This is a genomic window from Dolichospermum sp. DET69, from assembly GCA_017355425.1.
Classification (GTDB): domain Bacteria; phylum Cyanobacteriota; class Cyanobacteriia; order Cyanobacteriales; family Nostocaceae; genus Dolichospermum.
In genome coordinates, this window is sequence record CP070233.1 from 4,383,419 (window position 1) to 4,408,727 (window position 25,309).

The window sequence follows — 25,309 nt, forward strand, 5'->3', positions numbered from 1 at the left end:
AATTACTTGAGTTTCTAGCGACCAAAATTTTAGCTAAAAATCATATATTTATTATACTGTTATTAAGAAATTAATTAAATAAACGTTACAATTTATTTGGTTTATGAAAAAATATAGAATTCCTTAAATGACAGCTAATTTAATATCTAATTCCACCGCTGATTTTATTAACTCCTTGTCCCTTGCTGCTAATGCGTATCGAGAAGGAAATCAAGTCCCCTCCGCTGAAATAATAGTAAATGCGTTGCTAGAAGCAGAAAAAACCGCAAAACAGCAAAAGTTAAATTATCCTTTTGTATCTCTCGGTGGTAAATGGCGGCTTTGTTTTGCTACTGGTACTAAAAAAGTCAGAAGTCGTGGGGGAATTATTTTAGGTAAGGGTTGGTATGTACCAAAATTCACGAAAATTCATATTTGCTTTAGTCCTACGGAAGAACAGAATTTAGAAAAAGGGGAAATTGCTAATCAAGTCCAATTGGGAGCAATATTATTTAAATTGACTGGACCAATAAAATATTTAGGAAAAAAGAATTTATTGGCTTTTGATTTTATCCAAATGCAAATTAGTTTATTTAATTGGATGTTTGTTAATAAACAGATTAATGCCCATAAAGTTGAAATTGCAGATTTTAATGATCAACCCATAGCTAAATTACCTTTTTTTGCTTTCTTTTTAGTGACTGAAGATGTGATTGCTGCTCGTGGGCGTGGGGGTGGTTTAGCTCTTTGGATTAGAGACAATTAATCTTTTTGGTAATATAGCAAGAGTCACCGAATCACCGAATCAGGAGTAAAATTGACTTGGTGTCTGGCTTTGAATTTAGATTCTGTAATAGTAATATATTCTGAGTGTCACGTATAAATACTACTAATTTTTGTTTGATTTTGCCTCTTGTTGCCAAGCTTAATAAAAATCGTAATGAGAACTTAACACCATCTGGCAACAGAAAGACTAAAATCAGAACGGACAGATTAGCCCTGTAATAAAGGAGGCTTAGAAAACAATGTCCGATTTAAATCGCGGAATTATGAAATTTCAAGGTGCAGATTCACCTAAACTGATTACAATCTCCACTGTGGTACTTTTAGGATCAATTGCCGGCCTGATTATTTGGGCGCTTACTGCCGCTTATGCGCTAGGCTAAATTCCTTGAATAACATTCGGGACACTAGTAAACAAGATTTTCATTGTTCTCTAGTGTTCTGTAACGGGAAACAGGGAACAGGGAACAGGGAATTTTAAATTATCTCGAACCGGAAAAAGTGTTTGAGCTTTTTTGGTATCAAGGCTTATTATTTTGATAATATCAACCTTGAGCAGCTCTGTAAATATTGATTTATAAGGGTTTTATGTTGATTTGGCAATTCATTTTTGTTAATTACAAACTTAGAGGTTGTTTGATAGCTTGCGTGGCGTAGCCATAAAGTGTTTCGCTGTGACTTTAGGCACTTTTAGATCCCCCCTGACAAGTGTAGGTTTTTTACAATTGGGTTTTATGCGGGACTTGGAAGACAAGGAAGGAAAGTAGACAAGGGAGTGTGAAGAGAAAGAACCGGAAAATTCTGCCCGCTATGTTCCCTGCGGGCGCAATCATCACTTATTACCAATTAGCCAACTTTCTGGATGATTAATCAGTTTTAATTCTTCTTTGTTCTTCTTCCTTGTCCACTTTCCCTCCTTGTCTACCAAGTCTGGCCCCTATTATAAATCTCAATTTAAAAAACCTACACCTGTCAGCCTAACCCCCCTAACCCCCCTAACCCCCCTTAAAAAAGGGGGAACGGTCATCAAAGTCTCCCTTTTTAAGGGAGATTTAGAGGGATCTAAAACTTTTGATACCGACAAAAGAACTTTTTAAACATCCTCTTAGAGTGTGTCATCAAATTTTAAATTTTAGATTAGAGAATCATGATTAATTTTTTGGGTATTTTAATTATTTTAATTGTTTGTCCACTTTTAGGAGCAATCCCGCTAATTGGCTGGATTACTTATGCTCTGAGTGGCAAGAAATTAGCCAATGTGGGTACAGGAAATATTAGCGTCGCAGCCGCCTTTTATCATGGTGGTAAGTTGGCGGGAAGTATCTGTGTCGTCTCTGAAGCCCTCAAGGGTGTTGCTGTTGTCACAATTGCCCAATATTGTTTTCCTTTAGAACCAGTATGGGAAATTATTGCTTTAATAGCCTTGGTTATCGGTAGATATGTTGCTACTAAAGGAGCGGGAACAACCAATGTGGCTTGGGGACTGCTGGCCCATGATCCCTTAGTAGCCGCTTTTGTCAGCTTGATTGCAGCTATTGGCTTTTTAATTACTCGCTCCAAAGAAACAATTAAATTAGGGGTATTAGTCATATTTCCCCTATTTGTGGGGATTATCCATTCCCAGGATATACCGAGAATCATGGCTGCTTTTGCTTTATCGGGGTTAATTTACTGGATTTATAACCAAATTCCTGATGATCTTAACCTCCCAGTTGAGGAAGCAAATCCAGAATCCCAACAGATGATGCAATATTTAAGTAATGAGGATAAGATCATTACCTTAGATGATGATTTAGATGGGGAAGTCGTAGGAGCTAAAGCTGCGACATTATCGCAAATTAAACGTTGGGGCTATTCAGTTCCTAAAGGTTGGGTACTAGGTCCTGATGATGATCCCAACTATTTAATTGATTTTCTGCAACCGTCGTCGCTTTCACCTTTAGTCGTCCGTTCTTCAGCAATTGGGGAAGACTCCCAACAAGCATCAGCGGCGGGACAATATGAAACAATTTTAAATGTTACTAGTAAGGCAGAACTCCGGCAAGCGATCACTCAAGTCCAAGCCTCCTATAATCATCCCAGTGCCGTCGAATATCGCCGTCGGAGCAGTTCAGAAGAGGCGGCCATGGGGGTACTCATTCAACCACAAGTCCAAAGTGTATTTTCGGGGGTAGCTTTTAGCCGAGATCCTATTTCTCAACAAGGTGAGGCTGTAGTTATAGAAGCTGTATCTGGTAGTCCCTCTCAAATTGTGTCGGGAAAAGTGACACCAGAACAATATCGAGTCGTGGTTGCTGATAATGAAAAATTATCTTGTCTGCAATTTGAAGGTAGTGGTAAAGTTTCCGAAGCATTAATTAAGCAAGTTGCATACCTAGCTCGGCGCTTGGAAAAACGTTATTTGGGTGTTCCCCAAGATATTGAATGGAGTTATGATGGGCAAAACCTGTGGGTATTACAATCAAGACCCATCACTACGCTTTTACCCTTATGGACAAGAAAAATCGCGGCTGAGGTGATTCCGGGAGTTATTCACCCCTTAACTTGGTCTATTAATTCTCCTTTAACCTGTGGTGTGTGGGGAGAAATTTTTAGTATAGTTTTAGGCGAACGGGCTAGAGGCTTAGATTTTACCAAAACAGCAATACTGCATTACTCTAGAGCTTACTTTAATGCTTCCTTATTAGGAGAAATCTTTTTGGAAATGGGATTACCCCCAGAAAGTCTGGAGTTTCTGACTAGAGGTGCAAGTATGAGTAAACCGCCAATGGATTCCACTTTGGCTAATTTACCAGGACTGACAAAGTTACTCAAGCGGGAACTTGATTTAGACAAAGATTTTAAATCGGATTATCGTCAAGTTTTTATCCCTGGATTGACCCAATTATCAAATGTGGTGATTGCAGAATTATCTCTAGATCAGTTATTAACTAGAATAGATTTAATTCTCAACTTATTACACCGGGGTACTTATTATAGTATTTTAGTCCCCTTGAGTGCAGCTATCCGCCAAGCGGTTTTGGGGGCAAAGGAAGAACAAATTGATAATAGTGTTACCCCAGAGGTAGCATCATTAAGAGCTATGCGTCTTTTAGCTGCGGATGCTAAACAAATCTTAATAGCTGGTAATTATGAGTTTAAACCAGAACAAGTATTTGCACAGTTGGCAGAAACGCCCCAAGGGCAAAGGATTTTATCTGAAATTGACGAATTAATCGAGGATTATGGCTATTTGAGTGAAGTAGGTACGGATATTTCTGTTCCCACTTGGCGAGAAAATCCTCAAATAGTTAGACAATTATTTGTGCAGTTGCTGCAAGCTCCTGAAGTGCTAAATTTAGCTGATGCTCGGACTGAACAGGCAAATTTAGTCCAAAAACGCGTTGATCTCAAAGGTAGGGTAACGGAAGTTTATTCCCGCTTGTTAGCTGAATTACGCTGGACGTTTTTAGGTTTAGAACAGATTTGGCTTCAGTCTAGAGTGTTAGGAGAACAGGGAGATATCTTCTTTCTCAAGTTAGATGAAATTCGCAATTTAATTATTAATCCAGATGTGGCTTTTAGGAATAGCTTATTGGAATTAGTTACCAACAGGCGATCGCAATTTCTCCAAGATAGCCAAATTATCCAAATTCCCGCCGTTGTTTATGGTTATAACCCTCCTCACCCCATTGCCCCTGTAATTGATCCATCTGATAATATTTTATTAGGTATTCCTGCCAGTCAAGGACAAATTCAAGGACGGGTGAAAATAGTCAGAACTTTGCAAGAAGCCCATGATATTGATAAAAATACTATCCTTGTAGTCCCTTACACAGATTCCGGTTGGGCGCCTATTCTAGTGCAAGCTGGGGGGTTAATTGCTGAAGTTGGTGGTAAACTTTCCCACGGGGCAATTATCGCCCGTGAATACGGTATTCCTGCTGTTATGGATGTGCGTGGTGCTACATACCTGCTGCAAGATGGCCAGCAAGTCATCATTGATGGATACAAGGGGACTGTGGAAATACAATAGAGATCTGGTAAAAATTAAATATGCGTTTTCTAGAATCCTTGTAGATTCCATAGATTAATTCTCTCATTAAACGGCGATCGCAATCCGGTAACTTAAATTTTTGTAGCACTCGGTCTAAAGCAACACCAGCACAAGCTTCTTTGTGTACTTCTTTGAGGGCGATAAAGGCAACTTGACGAGGGGTTGTCATGGAATATCAGGTGATTTAGTTCAGAGTTGTCATTATACCTGCCAACATAAGCTCAAGGAGCAAATACTTAGGGTGCGTTAGTGGTAGCGTAACGCACCAAATAATAACGGAAAACGATGAAACATGGACTGATGTTATACAGAGGATAACGTAATGCAGCGCCATATCTCGGAGATTCTTCACTTCGTTCAGAGTAACAATTTCAACACTTTTTTAGTGTACGAACAGTATTGATTGCTAGTAGTTCGTCAAATTTATTTTGACGGGTAATGATAGGAGAAAACTTCTGTTTTTCCCTCCCCTACTCCCCCCTCACAAGGGTAGGTTTTTTACATTGTCGTGAGGGCAAGACTTGGAAGACAAGGCAGACAAGGTGGCAAGGGAGGAAAAGCGGACAAAATAAACCATAAACTGAGTATTTTGTGGATAAAATCCACCTTGTCTACTATCCTTCCTTGTCCTCCTGGTCTTGCCTTTACAGAAAATATTAAAAACCTACACCTGTCAGCCTACTCCCCCTGCCCCTCTTCTCCCCCTGCTTGCCTTTACCCGTCATTTTTGGATTGACAGACTACTAGTGGTAGTTTTTGCTTTTCCAATCAGCAGACAATATTGTATACTTGACAATACATAGTCTATTTAACATCATATATATGCTAGAAAAGCAATTGGTTGAATTTGAGCTAGAAAATGGCGGTAAATTCCTAGTGGAAATTGAGGAATCAGAAGATACATCTCTTGCTACTGAGAGAGTCGCTTTACCATCTGGGCGAGAAACGCAGTGTACCAGGATTTATAGATTGTATGTCAACTGAAAATTACTTTCAAACCTTTAGAAGTGCGCTCGCTCGCATTTATAATAAAAACTGTAAAGTTGTTGGCGCTGATTTTTTAGTGAATCAGTACCATCTTCTTACCTTCCGTATCTTTGGCTTTCCCCAAGGACATGATCTTGGTGTCTGGGCTAATGATGAACTGCTTGATGTCCAAGCTACTCACTCGATACAGATAGAAGCCATTAAAGTTCCTAGATATCAGATTGAGCTTGGTTTTAGTGATTCTCCTGTGTGGGATAAATCATTACAGGGAGTTGTGGGTATGGCTGTACCCGCAGAGAAAAGGCGAGAAGGAGTCAAAGCGGCATTTAGGATGCCTACAACTGTGTTAAATAGTGAACTGCTTGATGCCCAAGCTACTCGCTCGATACAGATAGAAACCATTAAAGTTCCTGGATATCAGATTGAGCTTGGTTTTAGTGGTTCTCCTGTGTGGGATAAACCATTACAGGGAGTTGTGGGTATGGCTGTACCCGCAGAGAAAAAGCGAGAGGGAGTCAAAGCGGCATTTAGGATGCCTACAACTGTGTTAAATGGTGAACTGCTTGATGTCCAAGCTACTCGCTCGATACAGATAGAAGCCATTAAAGTTCGTGGATATCAGATTGAGCTTAGTTTTAGTGGTTCTCCTGTGTGGGATGAATCATTACAGGAAGTTGTGGGTATGGCTGTACCCGCAGAGAAAAAGCGAGAGGGAGTCAAAGCGGCATTTAGGATGCCTATAAATGTGTTAGTGGAAACTGGGGATTTCTTAAATCAAGCCATGCAGCAAAAACCAATAAATTCTTCTCGTTCTTTTAATCGAGTACAAAAAATTAAAGTCAGGCAATTGGAAAAACGTTTCGCAATTTTAGAAATTGATTATGAAGCAGTTTATAACCAATTGAATGAAACACTAGATGCTGAATTTAAAAATAAAATACAGCTAAAACTGAAGAGAATTGAGCAAGAGATGAATGATGTCTTTGGAGAGTTAAAAATGATCGGGTAAAAATTTTATTACAAAAGTCCGCCAATAACCGACCTTAAGTATAAAATTTATCCAACAGGTTTTGGTTTAATGAAGGAGTTTTAGCCCAGACAACACAACTCATATCAGTTACAGATATTGCCAATTTCCTAAATACTGGTCAATAACTCAGGGCTGAAGCCACTGAGCTTGTAAGAAATCAAGGCTTACGTGTTTGACTAGCTCATCGAGACGCAATTTGGTACGAACTTCCAGATACTTCCCTAGTCTGGATTATCTTCAAGCTATCTTGTAATAGCGTTGGTTAAAGCCAAGACATCTTGATTGCGTTGAGCGAAGGGACATTAAACTTTACTCGAAGGATTAGTGCGATTCGTTGTTAGCTGAATCACGGTATCCAGCCCGTACATAAGCTAACCAACCCAATCTAGAAATAGAGAAAGGTTGAACTCTCGGTCTGATATGGGTGCAAGTCCCATCTGCCAGACTCAGGTATGACTCCCTATCTGCCTACGATGACCCGACTCGGCTTCGGGAGGTCGAAGCTAGGAACAGGACGCAATCAGACATCCGTTGTGGGGTGACACTGGCGTTAATGGGGAGTTCCCACGGTGAAACAGAGCCTGGAAAAGCAACTTATCGAGAGGCGGGACACAATACAAAAAACCCGACCTCATTGGAGTTAATTCCCGCCGCATCTTAGTCCCATAGCGGTACGAGTCCAGGGATTCCAGTGGTTGAAATGGCTACACCTAACGGAACTAATAATCAACCGAGGGAACGAATAAAAACGGATTGAGGGTCTAAGGGCGGTCGAACCCTACAAGTAGGCTGGACGAGCAGCGGAATTCCCTCAATCCGGGTAGGACAGACCGTAATTGGTCTGAGGTGTTCAGAATACACAAACTGGAGCAGAGCATGATTGGACACAGAGACAACTCTAGTGAATCTTGGAAGACCTTACCCTGGAAGAAATTCCGCCGTAACTTATTCCGCCTACAAAAACGAGTGTACAAAGCGGTTCAAGTTGGAGACAAGCGCAAAGCTAAGTCCCTACAAAAGCTGATTCTGAAATCAACCGCAGCGAGATTAATGGCTATCCGTCAAGTAACACAGCTAAACGCTGGTAAAAAGACCGCAGGAATTGATGGCAAAAAGTCCCTTACCTTTAAGGAACGCTTTGAGCTTAATGAACTGCTAAAAGCATCCGTTAGCAACTGGAAACACCAGGAACTAAGAGAAATACCCATCCCCAAAAAGGACGGTACGATGAGGATGCTGAAAATCCCTACTATTGCAGACAGAGCTTACCAATGCCTTGTCAAATACGCATTAGAACCAGCGCACGAGGCAACCTTCCATGCTAGGAGCTACGGGTTTAGGACGGGACGTTCAGCGCATGACGCACAGAAAATCCTGTTCATAAACCTATGCTCTGCGCGAAATGGAATAGATAAAAGGGTTATAGAACTCGATATCGAAAAATGCTTTGATAGGATAAACCACACCGCCATCATGGATAGACTCATAGCTCCCAAGAGCATAAGACAAGGTATTTTCCGATGTCTCAAAGCCGGAGTCAACCCAGAATTTCCTGAACAGGGAACGCCTCAAGGCGGAGTGGTAAGTCCACTACTAGCTAACATCGCTTTAAACGGCATTGAAAGCATCCACAGATATAAAGATGCCGGAAGTAAAGTAATAGAACCAACAATCCGATACGCGGATGACATGGTGATAATACTCAGACCTCAAGACGATGCCACAGAAATACTTGACAAAATCAGTCAGTTTTTAGCAGAGCGGGGAATGAAAGTCAGCGAGAAAAAGACAAAGCTAACCGCCGCGACAGATGGGTTTGATTTCCTCGGCTGGAACTTTTTAGTCCAGAAAAACGGGAAGTTTAGATGCGCTCCATCAGTGGACAATTTTAAATCTTTTCGCAAGAAAGTAAAATACATCGTCAACAACTCGAATTATGGTGCTACCACAAAGGCTGAGAAATTAGCCCCTGTAGTTAGAGGCTGGAGGAATTACCACCGCTTCTGCAAGATGGACGGGTCAAGAAACTCGTTATTTCACATCCAAAACAGAGCATTTAGGGTATTCAACAAGGAAACTAAACAGAATCGCTATACCAGTAAGCAATTACTAGATAAGGCGTTTCCAGCAGTCCCTTACTCCGAAAACAAACACATCAATGTCAAAGGTGAGAAATCACCTTATGACGGAGATTTAAGTTATTGGAGCGAACGTAACAGCAAGCTCTATAACAACAATACCTCTAAAGCCCTCAAACGGCAAAGCCATAAATGTGGTCATTGTGGTCTTAAAATGCTCAATGATGAGAAGGTACACTTACATCATGTTGATGCCAATCATAACAATTGGAAACCAAACAACCTTCTAGCAATTCATGAAAGCTGCCACGATTATATTCACATGAGCAAAAACGAAAGCTAAGAACATCGGAAGCTGGGTGCAGTGAAAGCTGCACGCCCAGATTTAACAGAGAGGGGCGCGGGATAATACCCGCCCTCGACTCTACCTCTCTTAATGCGAGTACCCGTAATTTCAGTAGACAATACGCCATTAATGCCAACTAAACCAAGTCGTGCAAGACGATGGATCAAAGATGGTAGTGCAATCGGCAAATTCGACAAACTTGGCATTTTCTATGTCCAGTTATTAGCCGAATCAAGTAATACCGAAACGCAAGAAATAGTTCTTGGTTTAGATCCTGGCAAACTTTTTTCAGGTATAGCGGTTCAATCCAAAAAGTTCACCTTGCAGATGCTACATTTAGTTCTACCATTCAAAACAGTCAAAGACCGGATGGAGCAACGATCAATGATGCGACGTAGCAGACGAGGAAGGCGAATCAATAGAAAGCTATCTTTCAGTAACCGTAATCATCGTCAAGCAAGATTTGATAATCGTCGTGGCTCAAAATTGCCTCCAAGTATTAGAGCAAACAAAGACTTGGAATATCGAGTAATTAGTTTACTCCTCCAACTTTACCCCATAAAAACAATTGTTATTGAAGAAGTAGAAGCGCGAGGCAATAAAGGCTTTAGTCCCGTTATGGTTGGGCAGAGATACCAAATTGTCCGACTATCACAACTTACAAATGTCGTTTTAAAGAAGGGCTGGGAAACATCAAACCTTCGTAAGCATCTGAGATTGCACAAAGAAAAATCCGATAAATCTTTGCAAATACCAGAAACGCACGCTGTTGATGCAGTAACGTTAGCTTGCTCTGAATTTGTTAAATACCAGACATGGGAAGGAGCTAAAAATCATGGCGCATCTTGGGTAGGAAATGCAGATGTCACTGAATCCCAATTCACCATTGTCCGTCGCCCACCAATTAGCCGTAGACAATTACATTTGATGGCTTTTAGCTCTTATGGTAATCGTCGGAAATATGGAGGCACTACAACCCGTCATGGTTTTAGAAAAGGTGACTTTGTAAAAGCTAGTCAAGGCAATAAAACCTTCTTTGGCTGGGTTAGTGGAGACACTGAAAAACAAGTTTCAGTTAGTGATGCTAATTGGAAAAGATTAGGACAATGCACTGTTAAAAAAGTTAAGTTGATACAACGATCAACAGGTCTAATTATCACGGCGGTTAAAACCGCCCGTGTCGCTTCCCTCTGGTGCACGCTTTGTGACTGAGTTTCCCACTTACCGCGAGGTCTTATGAATATGATGTTGAGGAATTATTAGAAAATTGCGTAGAATTTTTAGTCTAAGAAAATAGATCAGAAAATACTTACTACAGCTTCTATCATTTTAGTTTCCGTGATTTCATTAACAAAATATAGAACTCAAACCCATCCCATAGAGAGATGATCCATACCAGAATTTGAAATAAATTATAACCGTATGTACTTAAATAACATACATCTTAAATCCCCTCGTCGCTTGCGGGGAGGTGGGGTTTTTGTATTTAAATCTGGTAGGTTGGTTTGAAGTTAGGAAACCCAACATTTACGGACTTTTGTTGGGTTGTCGCTTAGAGGATGTTTGAAAAGTTTTGGGCGAATATAATTCGCTACTACACAAGCAAAGTCCAGATGGTGCGTGGACTAACGAAAAATTAAGGTTATTTAACCCACGAAGGTGGGTTTTGTCTGTGTAGCTGTGACTTCTAGTCGCCAGGTGGGTATAAATTAGACTTTTCAAACACCCTCTTAACTCAACCTACAAAAACTCTTAACCGAACAGTATTGACATCAATTCTGAATTCATCTCAATTAAATTGTGAGAAAAAAGAGATTATTTAACTTTTTAGGATTGGTAATCACAATAGCGATCGCTATTATTAGTTGTCAAAATTTGCTATTACCAAAATCATCTCCACCTATTACCGTTAAACTCAGTGGTTGGATAGGTAATCCCCTAGAACAAAAACTTTTAAAACAGGTAATCCAAGACTTTGAAAGGCAGCATCCACAGATAAAAGTCAAGTATGAAGCGATCGCTGATCAATATATGGATGTGATTAAAACCCGCTTAGTAGGAGCAGCGGCCCCAGATGTGTTTTATTTAGATGCGCTAGAAGCCCCTTTTCTAATGGGTCAGAATGTCCTAGAACCCCTTGATAATTACATTAACCCCAAATTTGACCTAACAGACATAGAACCCAATTTACTCAAAAGTTTTAAATACCAAAATCATATTTATGGTCTTCCTAAAGACTATTCTACCTTAGCTTTATTTTATAACAAACAAGCATTTACGAATGTTGGTTTAACTAGTCCTCCCACTACCTGGGAACAACTACGTACCTATTCAAAACAGTTAACAGGCAAACTTAATAAATATGGCTTTGGTGAAGTTCCCGAATTAGCGCGTCAGGCATATAAAATTACAGCTTTTGGGGGAGAAATTGTAGATAAAAAGGGTTATGCTACCTTTGCTAATTATCCAGGGTTACAGGGTTTACAATTAGTAATTAACCAATATCAAAAAGATCGATCATCTGCTCAAAAATCTGATGTCGGGACAAATTCCGGGAGTGAAATGTTTGGACAAAATAAAGTAGCAATGGTAATAGAGGGTAATTGGGCAATTCCCTATCTCCAAGAAACATTCCCCAAACTAAAATTTGCGACAGCAGAGATTCCTAAAATTAATCATCAAAAAGCAACAATGGTTTTTACTGTAGCTTACGTGATGAATAAACAAGCACCGCATAAAGCGGAAGCCTGGGAACTCATTTCCTATCTGACAGGTAAAGAAGGGATGAAGAAATGGACAGGGACAGGATTTGCATTACCAGCCCGTAAATCAGTGGCACAGCAGTTAGGTTATGATCAAGATCCTTTGAGAGCGCCATTAGTAGCAGGAGTTGATTATGCTACGCCTTGGCAATTAGGTAAATATCCCGCCACAATTATCAACAATTTTGATAATCAGTTTATTAGTGTTTTGCTAGGACAACAACCATTAAAACAAGCCATGTTAAAGGCACAAAATACAGCAAATCAGCAAATTCAGGCGGATATCTAGGGCTTGCTGATAGCGTAGTTAGTAGGGGCGTATTGCAATACGCCCCTACAGGAGTTAGGAGTTAATGAACCACGTATCCCTGACGGGACTGGAGGGATACAGGAGCGTTCCGAAGGAATAGGACACGAAGGAAGAAAGAAGGAAGAGAATGTTTAGGATCAGCAGAAAAATCAAGGACAATTTTACAGGTTATTTATTCATAACTCCCAGTCTTTTAGTTTTAGGCACATTTGTAATTTTGCCTATTCTCTATTCTGTATTTCTTTCCTTACACAAAGTGCAAATGTTGGGAGGTATTAACTATCGTTTTATTGGTTTGGGTAATTTTCATCGGTTGTTAACAGATGAAAGAGTAGGAATTGCTTTAAAAAATACAGCAGAATATGTGGCAATTGTTGTTCCTATTCAAACTATTTTGGCTTTAGGTTTAGCTGTGACACTCAATTCTGGCATTCATGGTAAAAATTGGTGGCGGATTCTTTACTTTTTACCCACTGTCACATCTTCGGCTGTATTGACCTTAATTTTTATGTGGATTTATAACACTAATGGACTACTAAATAATTTTTTAGCCTTTCTAAAATTGCCTATTTATAATTGGTTGGGAGATCCAAATGTTGCCCTCAAAGGGATTATGATCATGAATATTTGGTCAACAGCACCGTTTTTTATGGTGATTTATTTAGCAGCTTTACAGGATATTTCTCAAACACTTTATGAAGCCGCAGAACTTGATGGGGCTAATGGTTGGCAACAGTTTATTTATATTACCTTACCTTTATTACAACCTGTGACTTTCTTTGTGATGGCTATGGGGATAATTGGTACTTTTCAATTATTTGATCAGTCTTATATATTTTCTGGGGGAACTGGTGGACCAAACAACGCTACTCTCACTTTAGTTTTGCTAATTTATCAAACCGTATTTCGGAATTTACAAATGGGATATGGGGCAGCAATTGCCTTTTTATTAGCATCTGTAATTATCATCCTCACATTAATTCAGCGGCAATTTTTTGGAGGCTATAAAATGTGACTAAAATCTTTAATTCTTTATATTTCAAAGTTATATTATATATTTTCCTCACAGTTTATGGAATTATTACTGTAATTCCTTTTCTCTGGGCATTTTCGGCATCATTTAAGCCTCTATCAGAGATTATTAATGGGGAGTTTAATTTTATCCCCAAACATTTTACTCTCGACAATTACAAACAAATATTTCTGCAAGAACCTCTATTTGGGCGGTGGTTTTTTAACAGTGTCATTATTGGCGTTAGTGTCACGATTTTAAATTTGCTATTTAACTCAATGGCAGGTTATGCCCTAGCCAGATTACACTTTCAGGGTAAACAGTTCTGGTTTTTCCTGATTTTGGCAGTGTTAGCAGTACCAGCGCAAATTACCCTTATTCCCACATTTTTAATTTTAAAAGCGATTGGTTGGCTAAATTCATACCCAGGGATGATTGTTCCTAGTATGGTTAATGCTACTTTCATTTTTATGATGCGGCAGTTTTTCGTAAATTTCCCTAGGGAATTAGAAGAAGCTGCTCAATTGGATGGTTTAAATGCCTGGGGAATTTTTTGGTATATAGTTTTACCTTTAGCTCAACCAGCATTAGCCGCGCAAGCGGTTTTTGTATTTATGGGTAGTTGGAATAATTTTTTGTTACCCATAGTGATTCTCTTTGACCCGGAAATGTTTACTTTACCTTTGGGACTAAATACTTTTAAAGGTCAATATATTAGCTATTGGAACTATATTATGGCGGCTTCTATGGTGTTTACCCTGCCAGGTTTAGGTATTTATGCTTTCTTTAACCGCTACTTTATCCAAAGTGTTACTTTTACAGGTGGTAAAGGTTGAGAAGTCAGGAGGTAGGGGCGCAGGGCCTGCGCCCATCATCTAGAAGTTTTAAAAAATGGTTATCATCCGATTCATCTATGGATGAAGATATTAATTTATAGTCAACATCAAAATTATCTATTTATATCCTTTTTATGTAATTAAATAAACCTAAAAGTACGGAAACCATAGTTATGAATAATCATTACTATCAATTAAATACTATATATTAAAAACTTTGCACAAAATGAAGCCTAAATTATAAATTTTTACTTATGTATCCAATATAATATTTATTTAATAAATACCTTGCCAAGTTGATCTATTTGTTAAAAAAACCTGTAAACTAATTTTAATTGGTTCAGAGATGGAAAACCATCTTACCCAGCGACCCGAAGTAATTAAACTTTGTTCCCATAGCGAAATCAGCCTTTTGATCTATTAAAAGGCTAGGTTTTTAGTGTATTAGCAAGAAATCATTGTAATCTTGCTTTAATTTTGATATCCAAAATTTATAACTAAAAAATAATTTTAGTAAATCTAGGAGCTATAAGATGTCCGACTTTTTAAATCCAATTAACCGCCGAAAATTTATTACTATAGCTGGAGTTTCTGCCAGTGCAGTATTACTTAAAGGATGTTTGGGAAACCCACCAGAAACAGGTAACAGTGGTGGCAATTCTGCACAATTGGCTGGTCAAGTAGCAGCTAATATTAACCCAGAACAAAAACCAGAAACTACAAAAGTTAAGTTGGGATATATTCCCATTGTAGAATCTGCACCTTTAATTATTGCCCTAGAAAAAGGCTTATTTGCTAAACATGGGATGACCGGTGTAGAACTTTCTAAACAAGCTTCATGGGGTTCTGCACGGGATAACGTCGAAATTGGTTCTGCTGGTGGTGGTATTGATGGTGGTCAATGGCAAATGCCTATGCCACACTTAATTACCGCAGGTTTAATCACTAAGGGGAATAAACCCATCCCCATGTATGTACTAGCCCAATTAGTTACACATGGTAATGGAATAGCGATCGCTAATAAACATTTAGGGAAAGGAATTAGCTTAAAACTGGATGCGGCTAAACCCTTATTTGCCCAACTTAAATCTTCTACACCTTTCACAGCCGCTTTTACCTTTCCCCATGTTAACCAAGATTTATGGATTCGTTACTGGTTATCAGCAAGTGGAATTGACCCAGATACAGATGTCAAATTGTTGACAGTACCTGCGGCACAAACCGTTGCTAACATGAAAACAGGCACAATGGACGCTTTCAGTACCGGCGACCCCTGGCCATTCCGTCTGGTTAATGACAAAATTGGTTTTATGGCCGCATTAACAGCCGAAATTTGGAAAAATCACCCCGAAGAATATTTTGCCATGAGAGGTGACTGGGTTGAGCAAAATCCCAAAGCTACAAAAGCCTTATTAAAAGGGATTATGGAAGCCCAACAATGGTTAGATAACTTTGACAACCGCAAAGAAGCAGCGGGAATTTTAGCTGCTAAAAAATATTTTGGCTTATCTTCACCAGACGTTTTAGCTGACCCATATCAAGGTAAATATGACATGGGTGATGGTCGAAAAATTGATGATAAATCAATGGCTGCTTATTATTGGAAAGACGGAAAAGGCAGTGTTTCTTATCCTTACCAAAGTCATGATTTATGGTTCATAACTGAAAATGTGCGTTGGGGATTCTTGCCCAAAGATTACATTACTAATGGTGCGGCCAAAGCCAAAGAATTAATCAAAAAAGTTAACCGCGAAGATATTTGGAAAGAAGCCGCTAAAGAATTAGGAATATCTGCGGCTGATATTCCTACCAGTACATCTCGTGGAGTAGAAACATTTTTTGATGGGATTAAATTTGACCCTGAGAAACCAGAAGAATATCTCAAGAGTCTGAAAATCAAAAAAGTTAGCGTTTAGTTATTAGTCAGTAGTCATTAGTAAATTTGAGGAAGCATCCATGACCGTAGTTCAGAAACGTTCTATAAGTCCTAAACTGGAGAATAAATTTTTATCGGGTTTGCAAAAGCAACTTCCTGAACTTATCCCTCCCTTGATTGCATTAGCTATTTTTCTAGCTATTTGGCAAGTATTTTCTTGGACTCCAGGGGCAACTTTACCAGGACCAATCCAAGTTGTTCAAGATACTTGGATCTTAATTTTATATCCCTTCTATGACAAGGGAGGCACTGATAAAGGGTTATTTTGGCAAATTTGGGCTAGTTTGCAACGGGTGGCTATTAGCTATACCTTAGCGGCAATTGTCGGTATTGCTTTGGGTGTTTTGATTGGTGTGAATAAAACCATGTCCAAAGCTTTAGATCCTCTATTTCAATTACTCAGAACAGTACCGCCTTTAGCTTGGGTTCCTATTTCTTTAGCTGCTTTAAGACAAAACGAACCAGCCGCATTATTCGTAATTTTCATTACCGCAATTTGGCCAATTTTAATTAACACTGCGGTGGGTGTAACTCAAATTCCCGACGATTACAACAACGTTGCTAAAGTTTTACAACTTTCTAAAAAAGAATACTTTTTTAACATTCTCATTCCTTCTGCATTACCCTACATTTTCACAGGTTTAAGAATTGCCATTGGTTTGGCTTGGTTGGCGATTATTGCGGCAGAAATCGTTATGTCTGGGATTGTGGGAATTGGCTTTTTTATCTGGGATGCTTATCAAAATAACAACGTTAGTGAAGTTATTTTAGCTCTAGTTTATATCGGTGTTGTTGGTCTAATTTTAGATAAACTCATGGTGGCACTACAAAACTGGATTTTACCAGAACAAAAATAGTTAGTAGTCATTGGTCATTAGCTAATAGCAAAAAAATGACCAATCACCCATTACCAACTGACAACTGACCACTGACAACTGACAACTGACCACTGACAACTGACCAATTACCAATTACCAAATAATATGTCTGTATTTGTTGCTGTTGATCAAATTGATAAAATTTTTGAATTAACCGGTGGCGGTCAATATATCGCTCTTAAAAATATTAATTTAGAAATCAAAAAGGGTGAATTTGTTTCTCTGATTGGTCACTCTGGCTGTGGTAAATCAACTCTTTTAAATATGATTGCTGGGTTAGATTTACCCACAGAAGGTTTAGTAACTCTGGAAGGACAAAGAATTAAAAAACCAGGTCCAGATAGAATGGTAGTATTTCAAAACTATTCGCTTTTACCTTGGCGAACTGTCAGAGAAAATATTGCTTTAGCAGTAGATTCAGTATTCAATGGAATGCCCGCAGCCGAACGCAAAGAAATCATCGAACGGCATATAGATATGGTGGGTTTGCGTCCCCATGCTGATAAACAACCAGGGATGTTATCTGGTGGACAAAAACAACGGGTAGCGATCGCTCGCGCCTTGGCAATTCGTCCTAAACTATTACTATTAGATGAACCCTTCGGTGCATTAGATGCCCTAACTCGCGGTAATTTGCAAGAACAATTGATGAAAATTTGCGAAGAAAACCAAGTTACCGCAGTTATGGTGACACATGACGTAGACGAAGCCGTTTTGTTATCTGACAGAATTGTCATGTTAACCAATGGACCAGAATCGAAAATTGGTGACATTTTAGAAGTAGATATTCCTCGTCCTCGCAAACGCATGGAAGTAGTAAAACATCCCAGTTACTACACATTGCGGAGTGAAATGATTTACTTCCTCAACCAACAAAAACGCATCAAGAAAATTCGGGCGCGGAAAACTTCTGCAATTGTCCGACATGGGTTAGAAAAAGTTAATTTAGAAATTGGTTTCTTACCCATCACAGCTTGCGCCCCCCTCGCTATTGCTAAAGAAAAAGGCTTTTTCATTAAACATGGTTTAGATGAGGTTAATTTAGTCCGGGAAAGCAGTTGGCGAGGAATTGTAGACGGGATGACAGGGGGATATTTAGATGCGGCACAAATGCCCTCTGGGATGCCAATGTGGTTAAGTTTGGGAGGAAATAAAAATGAACCCTTACCAGTTGTCACAGCCCTGACAATGACCCGCAACGGTAACGCCATCACCTTAGCAAAACGTTTTTATGACGAAGGTGTACATAGCTTATCCGACTTCAAAAAATACCTCCTCAAAACCCGTGAACAAACACACAGAATGGGTGTAGTTCATCCCGCATCCATGCACAATTTACTCCTCCGTTATTGGTTAGCAGCAGGTGGGATTGACCCCGACAGTGACGTGGCTATGAAAAATATCCCTCCTGCTCAAATGGTAGTAGATTTAAAAGGTGGAACTATTGACGGTTATTCTGTAGGTGAACCTTGGAATTATCGGGCAGCAGTTGAAGGTTCAGGCTTTACAATTGCCACCGATTTAGAAGTTTGGTTAGGACACCCTGGTAAAGTTTTAGGTGTGCGAGAAGATTGGGCAGAAGCTTATCCGAATACTCATATTGCCTTAACTAAAGCCTTACTAGAAGCTTGCCAATATTGTGCAGATCCTGCCAACGCCCAAGAAGTTAGGCAAATTTTAGCAAGTCGGGATTATGTCAGCACAGATATTGAATACATCCAACTCGAAAACCCCAATAGTGATACTTGTGACTTAGATCATCCTATGCGGGAATATGCCCATCACCAATTTTATTCCGAGTCTGCGATTAATCGCCCCAGTCGGACTGAACAAATTTGGATCATGACTCAATTAGCGCGTTGGGGTGATACACCTTTCCCCAGAAATTGGGTAGAAATTGTCGAACGAGTATGTCGAGTTCGTGTTTTCAGTACAGCAGCCAGAGAACTGGGTTTAGATATTAGTTATACCCGTCAACCTATCCAACTATTTGATGGTAAACCTTTCAACGCTGACGACCCCATTAGCTATCTCAACGACTTAGAAATTAAACGCGACTTCTCCATAGCTGAAGTAGTCCTAGATGCCCCCAGAAGAACAGCAGCTTAAAACTTCCTTTCTTCCTTTGCGCGAAACTTTCTACCAATTACCAAACAATGCAAGACCGTAACTTGAAATCTACCAACACCGCTACAACCAGTCTTCAGCCCTTCCTAGAAATTAAAGACGTTTGCAAAGTTTATCCCACCAAGTCAGGACTATTTACCGTCCTTGATGGTGTTAATCTCAACGTTGAACAAGGTGAATTTCTTTGCGTTATTGGCCACTCTGGTTGTGGTAAATCAACGCTGTTAAACATGATTTCTGGTTTTAATTTCCCTACAACTGGACAAGTCTTATTAGAAGGAAAACCAATTACCAAGCCTGGTCCCGATAGAATGGTGGTTTTCCAAAACTATGCTTTATTACCTTGGAGAACGGCTTTTGAAAATATTTATTTGGCTGTAAATGCAGTTTATCCAACTAAGCCGGAAGCTGAAAAACGGGCTATTGTCCGGGACCATTTAACAATGGTAGGTTTGGGTGACGCAATGGAAAAGAAACCTATGCAAATGTCTGGGGGAATGAGACAACGGGTTTCTATTGCGCGGGCTTTAGCTATTCGTCCCAAAGTGTTGATTTTAGATGAACCTTTTGGGGCATTAGATGCTATTACTAAGGAAGAATTGCAAGAAGAATTGTTGAAAATTTGGGGTGATAATCGTTGTACGGTTTTGATGATTACCCATGATATTGATGAGGCTTTATTTTTAGCTGATAAGTTGGTAATGATGACCAATGGACCTCATGCCAAAATTGGAGAAGTGATGGATATTCCTTTTGCTCGTCCCAGAGATAGAGCGAGAATTATGGAAGATCCTCAATATTATCAATTGCGGAATTATGCGTTGGACTTCTTGTTTAACCGTTTCGCTCATGATGATGTAGGTTAGTATATTTTGGGCGAACATCAACAACAATCCTGAAAATCCTTAAATCGGTGGACATCCTGATTCAGACAATTACAATTTCAACCTCCCAACAATAATCTATAAATTACGAGGATTTTTGCGTATTTCTTGTCTGAATCAGGATAACCAGGATTAGAGGATTTACAGGATGTTATTGTCTATTATTAATAAACAATCGCAATTTTTGGATGAAAGAGAATCTACTGTTATTATAATTATCATTTTTTATCTTTCAATCCTCACAGAAAAATCATCAACAACAATCCTGAAAATCCTTAAATCGGTGGACATCCTGATTCAGACAATTACAATTTCAACCTCCCAACAATAATCTATAAATTACGAGGATTTTTGCGTATTTCTTGTCTGAATCAGGATAACCAGGATTAGAGGATTTACAGGATGTTATTGTTTATTATTAATAAACAATCGCAATTTTTGGATGATAGAGAATCTACTGTTATTATAATTATCATTTTTTATCTTTCAATCCTCACAGAAAAATCATCAACAACAATCTTGAAAATCCTTAAATCGGTGGACATCCTGATTCAGACAATTACAATTTCAACCTCCTACCAATAACCTATAAATTACGAGGATTTTTGCGTATTTCTTGTCAGAATTAGGATAACCAGGATTAGAGGATTTACAGGATGTTATTGTCTATTATTAATAAACAATCGCAATTTTTGGATGATAGAGAATCTACTGTTATTATAATTATCATTTTTTATCTTTCAATCCTCACAGAAAAATCATCAACAACAATCCTGTAAATCCTTAAATCGGTGGACATCCTGATTCAGACAATTACAATTTCAACCTCCCAACAATAATCTATAAATTACGAGGATTTTTGCGTATTTCTTGTCTGAATCAGGATAACCAGGATTAGAGGATTTACAGGATGTTATTGTCTATTATTAATAAACAATCGCAATTTTTGGATGATAGAGAATCTACTGTTATTATAATTATCATTTTTTATCTTTCAATCCTCACAAAAAAATCATCAACAACAATCCTGTAAATCCTTAAATCCTGGACATCCTGATTCAGACAATTACACTTTCAACATCCCAACAATAACCTATAAATTACGAGAACTTTTGCGTATTTTTTGTCAGAATCAGGATAACCAGGATTAGAGGATTTACAGGATGTTATTGTCTATTATTAATAAACAATCGCAATTTTTGGATGATAGAGAATCTACTGTTATTATAATTATCATTTTTTATCTTTCAATCCTCACAGAAAAATCATCAACAACAATCCTGTAAATCCTTAAATCGGTGGACATCCTGATTCAGACAATTACAATTTCAACCTCCTACCAATAACCTATAAATTACGAGGATTTTTGCGTATTTCTTGTCAGAATTAGGATAACCAGGATTAGAGGATTTACAGGATGTTATTGTCTATTATTAATAAACAATCGCAATTTTTGGATGATAGAGAATCTACTGTTATTATAATTATCATTTTTTACCTTTCAATCCTCACAGAACATTCATCAACAACAATCCTGAAAATCCTTAAATCGGTGGACATCCTGATTCAGACAATTACAATTTCAACATCCCACCGATAACCTATAAATTACAAGGATTTTTGCGTATTTCTTGTCTGAATCAGGATAACCAGGATTAGAGGATTTACAGGATGTTATTGTCTATTATTAATAAACAATCGCAATTTTTGGATGATAGAGAATCTACTGTTATTATAATTATCATTTTTTATCTTTCAATCCTCACAAAAAAATCATCAACAACAATCCTGTAAATCCTTAAATCGGTGGACATCCTGATTCAGACAATTACAGTTTCAACATCCCACCGATAACCTATAAATTACAAGGATTTTTGCGTATTTTTTGTCAGAATCAGGATAACCAGGATTAGAGGATTTACAGGATGTTATTGTCTATTATTAATAAACAATCGCAATTTTTGGATGATAGAGAATCTACTGTTATTATAATTATCATTTTTTATCTTTCAATCCTCACAAAAAAATCATCAACAACAATCCTGTAAATCCTTAAATCCTGGACATCCTGATTCAGACAATTACACTTTCAACATCCCAACAATAACCTATAAATTACGAGAACTTTTGCGTATTTTTTGTCAGAATCAGGATAACCAGGATTAGAGGATTTACAGGATGTTATTGTCTATTATTAATAAACAATCGCAATTTTTGGATGATAGAGAATCTACTGTTATTATAATTATCATTTTTTATCTTTCAATCCTCACAGAAAAATCATCAACAACAATCCTGAAAATCCTTAAATCGGTGGACATCCTGATTCAGACAATTACACTTTCAACATCCTACCAATAACCTATAAATTACAAGGATTTTTGCGTATTTCTTGTCAGAATCAGGATAACCAGGATTAGAGGATTTACAGGATGTTATTGTCTATTATTAATAAACAATCGCAATTTTTGGATGATAGAGAATCTACTGTTATTATAATTATCATTTTTTATCTTTCAATCCTCACAGAAAAATCATCAACAACAATCCTGAAAATCCTTAAATCGGTGGACATCCTGATTCAGACAATTACACTTTCAACATCCTACCAATAACCTATAAATTACAAGGATTTTTGCGTATTTCTTGTCAGAATCAGGATAACCAGGATTAGAGGATTTACAGGATGTTATTGTCTATTATTAATAAACAATCGCAATTTTTGGATGATAGAGAATCTACTGTTATTATAATTATCATTTTTTATCTTTCAATCCTCACAAAAAAATCATCAACAACAATCCTGTAAATCCTTAAATCCTGGACATCCTGATTCAGACAATTACACTTTCAACATCCCAACAATAACCTATAAATTACGAGAACTTTTGCGTATTTCTTGTCAGAATTAGGATAACCAGGATTAGAGGATTTACAGGATGTTATTGTCTATTATTAATAAACAATCGCAATTTTTGGATGATAGAGAATCTACTGTTATTATAATTATCATTTTTTACCTTTCAATCCTCACAGAAAAATCATCAACAACAATCCTGAAAATCCTTAAATCGGTGGACATCCTGATTCAGACAATTACAATTTCAACCTCCCAACAATAATCTATAAATTACGAGGATTTTTGCGTATTTCTTGTCAGAATCAGGATAACCAGGATTAGAGGATTTACAGGATGTTATTGTCTATTATTAATAAACAATCGCAATTTTTGGATGATAGAGAATCTACTGTTATTATAATTATCATTTTTTATCTTTCAATCCTCACAGAAAAATCATCAACAACAATCCTGTAAATCCTTAAATCGGTGGACATCCTGATTCAGACAATTACAATTTCAACCTCCTACCAATAACCTATAAATTACGAGGATTTTTGCGTATTTCTTGTCTGAATCAGGATAACCAGGATTAGAGGATTTACAGGATGTTATTGTCTATTATTAATAAACAATCGCAATTTTTGGATGATAGAGAATCTACTGTTATTATAATTATCATTTTTTATCTTTCAATCCTCACAGAACATTCATCAACAACAATCCTGAAAATCCTTAAATCGGTGGACATCCTGATTCAGACAATTACACTTTCAACATCCCACCGATAACCTATAAATTACAAGGATTTTTGCGTATTTTTTGTCAGAATCAGGATAACCAGGATTAGAGGATTTACAGGATGTTATTGTCTATTATTAATAAACAATCGCAATTTTTGGATGATAGAGAATCTACTGTTATTATAATTATCATTTTTTATCTTTCAATCCTCACAGAAAAATCATCAACAACAATCCTGTAAATCCTTAAATCGGTGGACATCCTGATTCAGACAATTACAATTTCAACCTCCTACCAATAACCTATAAATTACGAGGATTTTTGCGTATTTCTTGTCAGAATCAGGATAACCAGGATTAGAGGATTTACAGACCCAACCAAGCTAAGAAATTATCCCACAAAGAAGTAGAAAATTTTCTGCCAGGTATTTGCATTTTTTGGCGAATATTTTGAATATTCCAGTTAGTAAGTCTAGCGAGAGTTTCAGCTTCTTTTTCCAATCTCTGATTCAAAGAACGTTGATATTGTCGTCCTGCACTACATTGGACATTACCTGTAAATGGGTGTTGTAAAATATAACGTCCTTGAAAAGATTCCCGTTGGGAAGTTGCTTGAAACATCAAATCTTCGGGAAATTTATTTCTGGTGTAACGAACGTGCAAGCGAGTAATGAAAACACTACTGCTAGGGAAACGAGAACGAAAAGTGGGAGATACTGGTCTATCACTATTATTATCTAACCAAAATACACCAGCTTGTTTTAATTCTTCATTATTGAGTGGTTCCGCAGAACAAGGATCACAACTACTCATATCCCAAGCATATTCCAGAAAGCCGACTTTTTTATCTTCTTTGGTGTAGGAAGTTTGGAACATGGATTTATAAAAATCACCAAATTCACTTTTCACATAAACAGGAATATTCACATCTGAAGGAACTTTAACGGTGCGATAATTAGTAATTTCTGCCTGTCCTTGGGGTGAGAGAATATAAACAACTAAATCTTGTTCTTTGGTGGCGTTAATCATTCCTAAACGAATCGGTAACATGAATTTAAGTGATTCATAGGAAATTTGTAAAGGACGCAGTAATTGATAACCTGATTCGGCAAATTTATCTAAGTTGACTTTAGCAACAAAGAATTTCATGGCAGAACGAATATAGGGTTTTAGTAATTCCTTTGCCCCTTTAGGAATTTTATAACCATTGCGGTTCAGCCAAATTTCTAGTCCACCGGATTCTTTAGCACTGAGGATGACAATATCATATTCACCAACATTAAATTTGGCTTCAACAGTTACACCTAAATTGCTATCTCTCCTCATTTTATTTGCTGAACTTTCCATTCTTCCTCCTGCTAACGGTGCGGGCATATCTGCCATTTTTTCCATGACAGCACAGGGGTCAGAATCGAAATATTCAACTAATCTGGGGGCGCTAAAAGCATCTAATCTTTCAATAATTTTCGGTTCGGCTACATGAACTTGTTCTTTTTTTAAAACAGTAGGAACAGGAATAACAACAGCAAAATCTTTAACATCTCCTTGAAAATCGTTAGCCATTGTTAAGACGGTGCGATTTCCATCTCGCGCCAGTATAACTTGAGAGGCTTGGTTATAGAGTTTTGTATCAGCTTTAGCTACATAAAATCCACAAAAAGCCCAAGCTGTAGGCGCGAAACACAGCAAGGCTAAAATTGCAGATATTAAGGGCAGAAATAGGCGAAAAAGTTGCATTTTGAT

At 37.9% G+C, this 25,309-nt stretch carries 14 protein-coding genes and 1 pseudogene; 13 read left to right on the forward strand and 2 right to left on the reverse strand.

Annotation, left to right across the window (positions count from 1 at the left end):
* The first annotated feature begins 127 nt into the window (after positions 1 to 127).
* Entirely contained in the window at positions 128 to 745 is a 618-nt protein-coding gene (locus EZY12_20065; GenBank protein ID QSX67023.1) for a hypothetical protein, read from the forward strand.
* 1,164 nt (positions 746 to 1,909) lie between these two features.
* Positions 1,910 to 4,777 carry a glycerol-3-phosphate acyltransferase gene (locus EZY12_20070; GenBank protein ID QSX67024.1) on the forward strand — a complete coding sequence of 956 codons (2,868 nt, stop codon included), beginning with the start codon at positions 1,910 to 1,912 and terminating at the stop codon, positions 4,775 to 4,777.
* Between the two features lie 46 nt (positions 4,778 to 4,823).
* Here EZY12_20070 and EZY12_20075 read toward each other — a convergent pair.
* Positions 4,824 to 4,967: pseudogene (locus tag EZY12_20075) on the reverse strand (16S rRNA (cytosine(967)-C(5))-methyltransferase).
* A 653-nt stretch (positions 4,968 to 5,620) separates the two neighbouring features.
* Between EZY12_20075 and EZY12_20080 the strand changes: the two are divergent.
* The 11 genes from EZY12_20080 to EZY12_20130 all read left to right on the forward strand — a co-directional run bounded on the left by EZY12_20080 (position 5,621) and on the right by EZY12_20130 (position 19,966).
* On the forward strand, positions 5,621 to 5,782 hold the full coding sequence (locus EZY12_20080; GenBank protein QSX67025.1) for a hypothetical protein: 162 nt from the start codon (positions 5,621 to 5,623) through the stop codon (positions 5,780 to 5,782).
* Positions 5,772 to 6,794 carry a hypothetical protein gene (locus tag EZY12_20085; protein QSX67026.1) on the forward strand — a complete coding sequence of 341 codons (1,023 nt, stop codon included), beginning with the start codon at positions 5,772 to 5,774 and terminating at the stop codon, positions 6,792 to 6,794. The genes EZY12_20080 and EZY12_20085 overlap by 11 nt, the downstream gene beginning before the upstream one ends.
* 897 nt (positions 6,795 to 7,691) lie before the next feature.
* Complete coding sequence (locus EZY12_20090; GenBank protein QSX67027.1) at positions 7,692 to 9,236, forward strand: reverse transcriptase N-terminal domain-containing protein; 1,545 nt, start codon at positions 7,692 to 7,694, stop codon at positions 9,234 to 9,236.
* Positions 9,237 to 9,329: 93 nt separating this feature from the next.
* A complete protein-coding gene (locus EZY12_20095; protein QSX67028.1) occupies positions 9,330 to 10,451 on the forward strand; it encodes an RRXRR domain-containing protein in 1,122 nt (373 codons plus the stop codon).
* A gap of 588 nt (positions 10,452 to 11,039) precedes the next feature.
* Positions 11,040 to 12,290, forward strand: coding sequence for an ABC transporter substrate-binding protein (locus tag EZY12_20100; GenBank protein ID QSX67029.1), 1,251 nt, complete (start codon positions 11,040 to 11,042; stop codon positions 12,288 to 12,290).
* Positions 12,291 to 12,438: 148 nt separating this feature from the next.
* Positions 12,439 to 13,326 (forward strand): sugar ABC transporter permease, encoded by an 888-nt coding sequence (locus EZY12_20105; GenBank protein QSX67030.1) that lies wholly within the window; start codon positions 12,439 to 12,441, stop codon positions 13,324 to 13,326.
* Positions 13,323 to 14,159, forward strand: coding sequence for a carbohydrate ABC transporter permease (locus EZY12_20110; protein QSX67031.1), 837 nt, complete (start codon positions 13,323 to 13,325; stop codon positions 14,157 to 14,159). The genes EZY12_20105 and EZY12_20110 overlap by 4 nt, the downstream gene beginning before the upstream one ends.
* Positions 14,160 to 14,692: 533 nt before the next feature.
* Positions 14,693 to 16,075, forward strand: a complete 1,383-nt coding sequence (locus EZY12_20115) for an ABC transporter substrate-binding protein (protein ID QSX67032.1) — start codon at positions 14,693 to 14,695, stop codon at positions 16,073 to 16,075.
* A 40-nt stretch (positions 16,076 to 16,115) separates the two neighbouring features.
* Positions 16,116 to 16,952 carry a nitrate ABC transporter permease gene (gene ntrB, locus EZY12_20120; GenBank protein QSX67033.1) on the forward strand — a complete coding sequence of 279 codons (837 nt, stop codon included), beginning with the start codon at positions 16,116 to 16,118 and terminating at the stop codon, positions 16,950 to 16,952.
* 126 nt (positions 16,953 to 17,078) lie between these two features.
* Entirely contained in the window at positions 17,079 to 19,082 is a 2,004-nt protein-coding gene (locus EZY12_20125) for an ABC transporter substrate-binding protein (GenBank protein QSX67034.1), read from the forward strand.
* 47 nt (positions 19,083 to 19,129) lie between these two features.
* The gene (locus EZY12_20130; protein QSX67035.1) at positions 19,130 to 19,966 is read left to right on the forward strand and encodes an ATP-binding cassette domain-containing protein; all 837 of its coding nucleotides are present in this window, start codon (positions 19,130 to 19,132) and stop codon (positions 19,964 to 19,966) included.
* A gap of 3,966 nt (positions 19,967 to 23,932) precedes the next feature.
* Here the strand turns inward: EZY12_20130 and EZY12_20135 are convergent.
* Positions 23,933 to 25,303, reverse strand: a complete 1,371-nt coding sequence (locus EZY12_20135) for a DUF2330 domain-containing protein (protein ID QSX67036.1) — start codon at positions 25,301 to 25,303, stop codon at positions 23,933 to 23,935.
* Positions 25,304 to 25,309: the final 6 nt, after the last annotated feature.

Excerpts from the sequence above, each read along its gene's own strand:
- EZY12_20090 (QSX67027.1), top strand. The coding sequence starts at position 7,692 with ATGATTGGACACAGAGACAACTCTAGTGAATCTTGGAAGACCTTACCC.
- EZY12_20065 (QSX67023.1), top strand. The coding sequence starts at position 128 with ATGACAGCTAATTTAATATCTAATTCCACCGCTGATTTTATTAACTCC.
- EZY12_20095 (QSX67028.1), top strand. The coding sequence starts at position 9,330 with ATGCGAGTACCCGTAATTTCAGTAGACAATACGCCATTAATGCCAACT.
- EZY12_20130 (QSX67035.1), top strand. The coding sequence starts at position 19,130 with ATGCAAGACCGTAACTTGAAATCTACCAACACCGCTACAACCAGTCTT.
- EZY12_20135 (QSX67036.1), bottom strand. The coding sequence starts at position 25,303 with ATGCAACTTTTTCGCCTATTTCTGCCCTTAATATCTGCAATTTTAGCC.
- EZY12_20115 (QSX67032.1), top strand. The coding sequence starts at position 14,693 with ATGTCCGACTTTTTAAATCCAATTAACCGCCGAAAATTTATTACTATA.
- EZY12_20085 (QSX67026.1), top strand. The coding sequence starts at position 5,772 with ATGTCAACTGAAAATTACTTTCAAACCTTTAGAAGTGCGCTCGCTCGC.
- EZY12_20070 (QSX67024.1), top strand. The coding sequence starts at position 1,910 with ATGATTAATTTTTTGGGTATTTTAATTATTTTAATTGTTTGTCCACTT.
- EZY12_20105 (QSX67030.1), top strand. The coding sequence starts at position 12,439 with ATGTTTAGGATCAGCAGAAAAATCAAGGACAATTTTACAGGTTATTTA.
- EZY12_20080 (QSX67025.1), top strand. The coding sequence starts at position 5,621 with ATGCTAGAAAAGCAATTGGTTGAATTTGAGCTAGAAAATGGCGGTAAA.
- EZY12_20125 (QSX67034.1), top strand. The coding sequence starts at position 17,079 with ATGTCTGTATTTGTTGCTGTTGATCAAATTGATAAAATTTTTGAATTA.
- ntrB (QSX67033.1), top strand. The coding sequence starts at position 16,116 with ATGACCGTAGTTCAGAAACGTTCTATAAGTCCTAAACTGGAGAATAAA.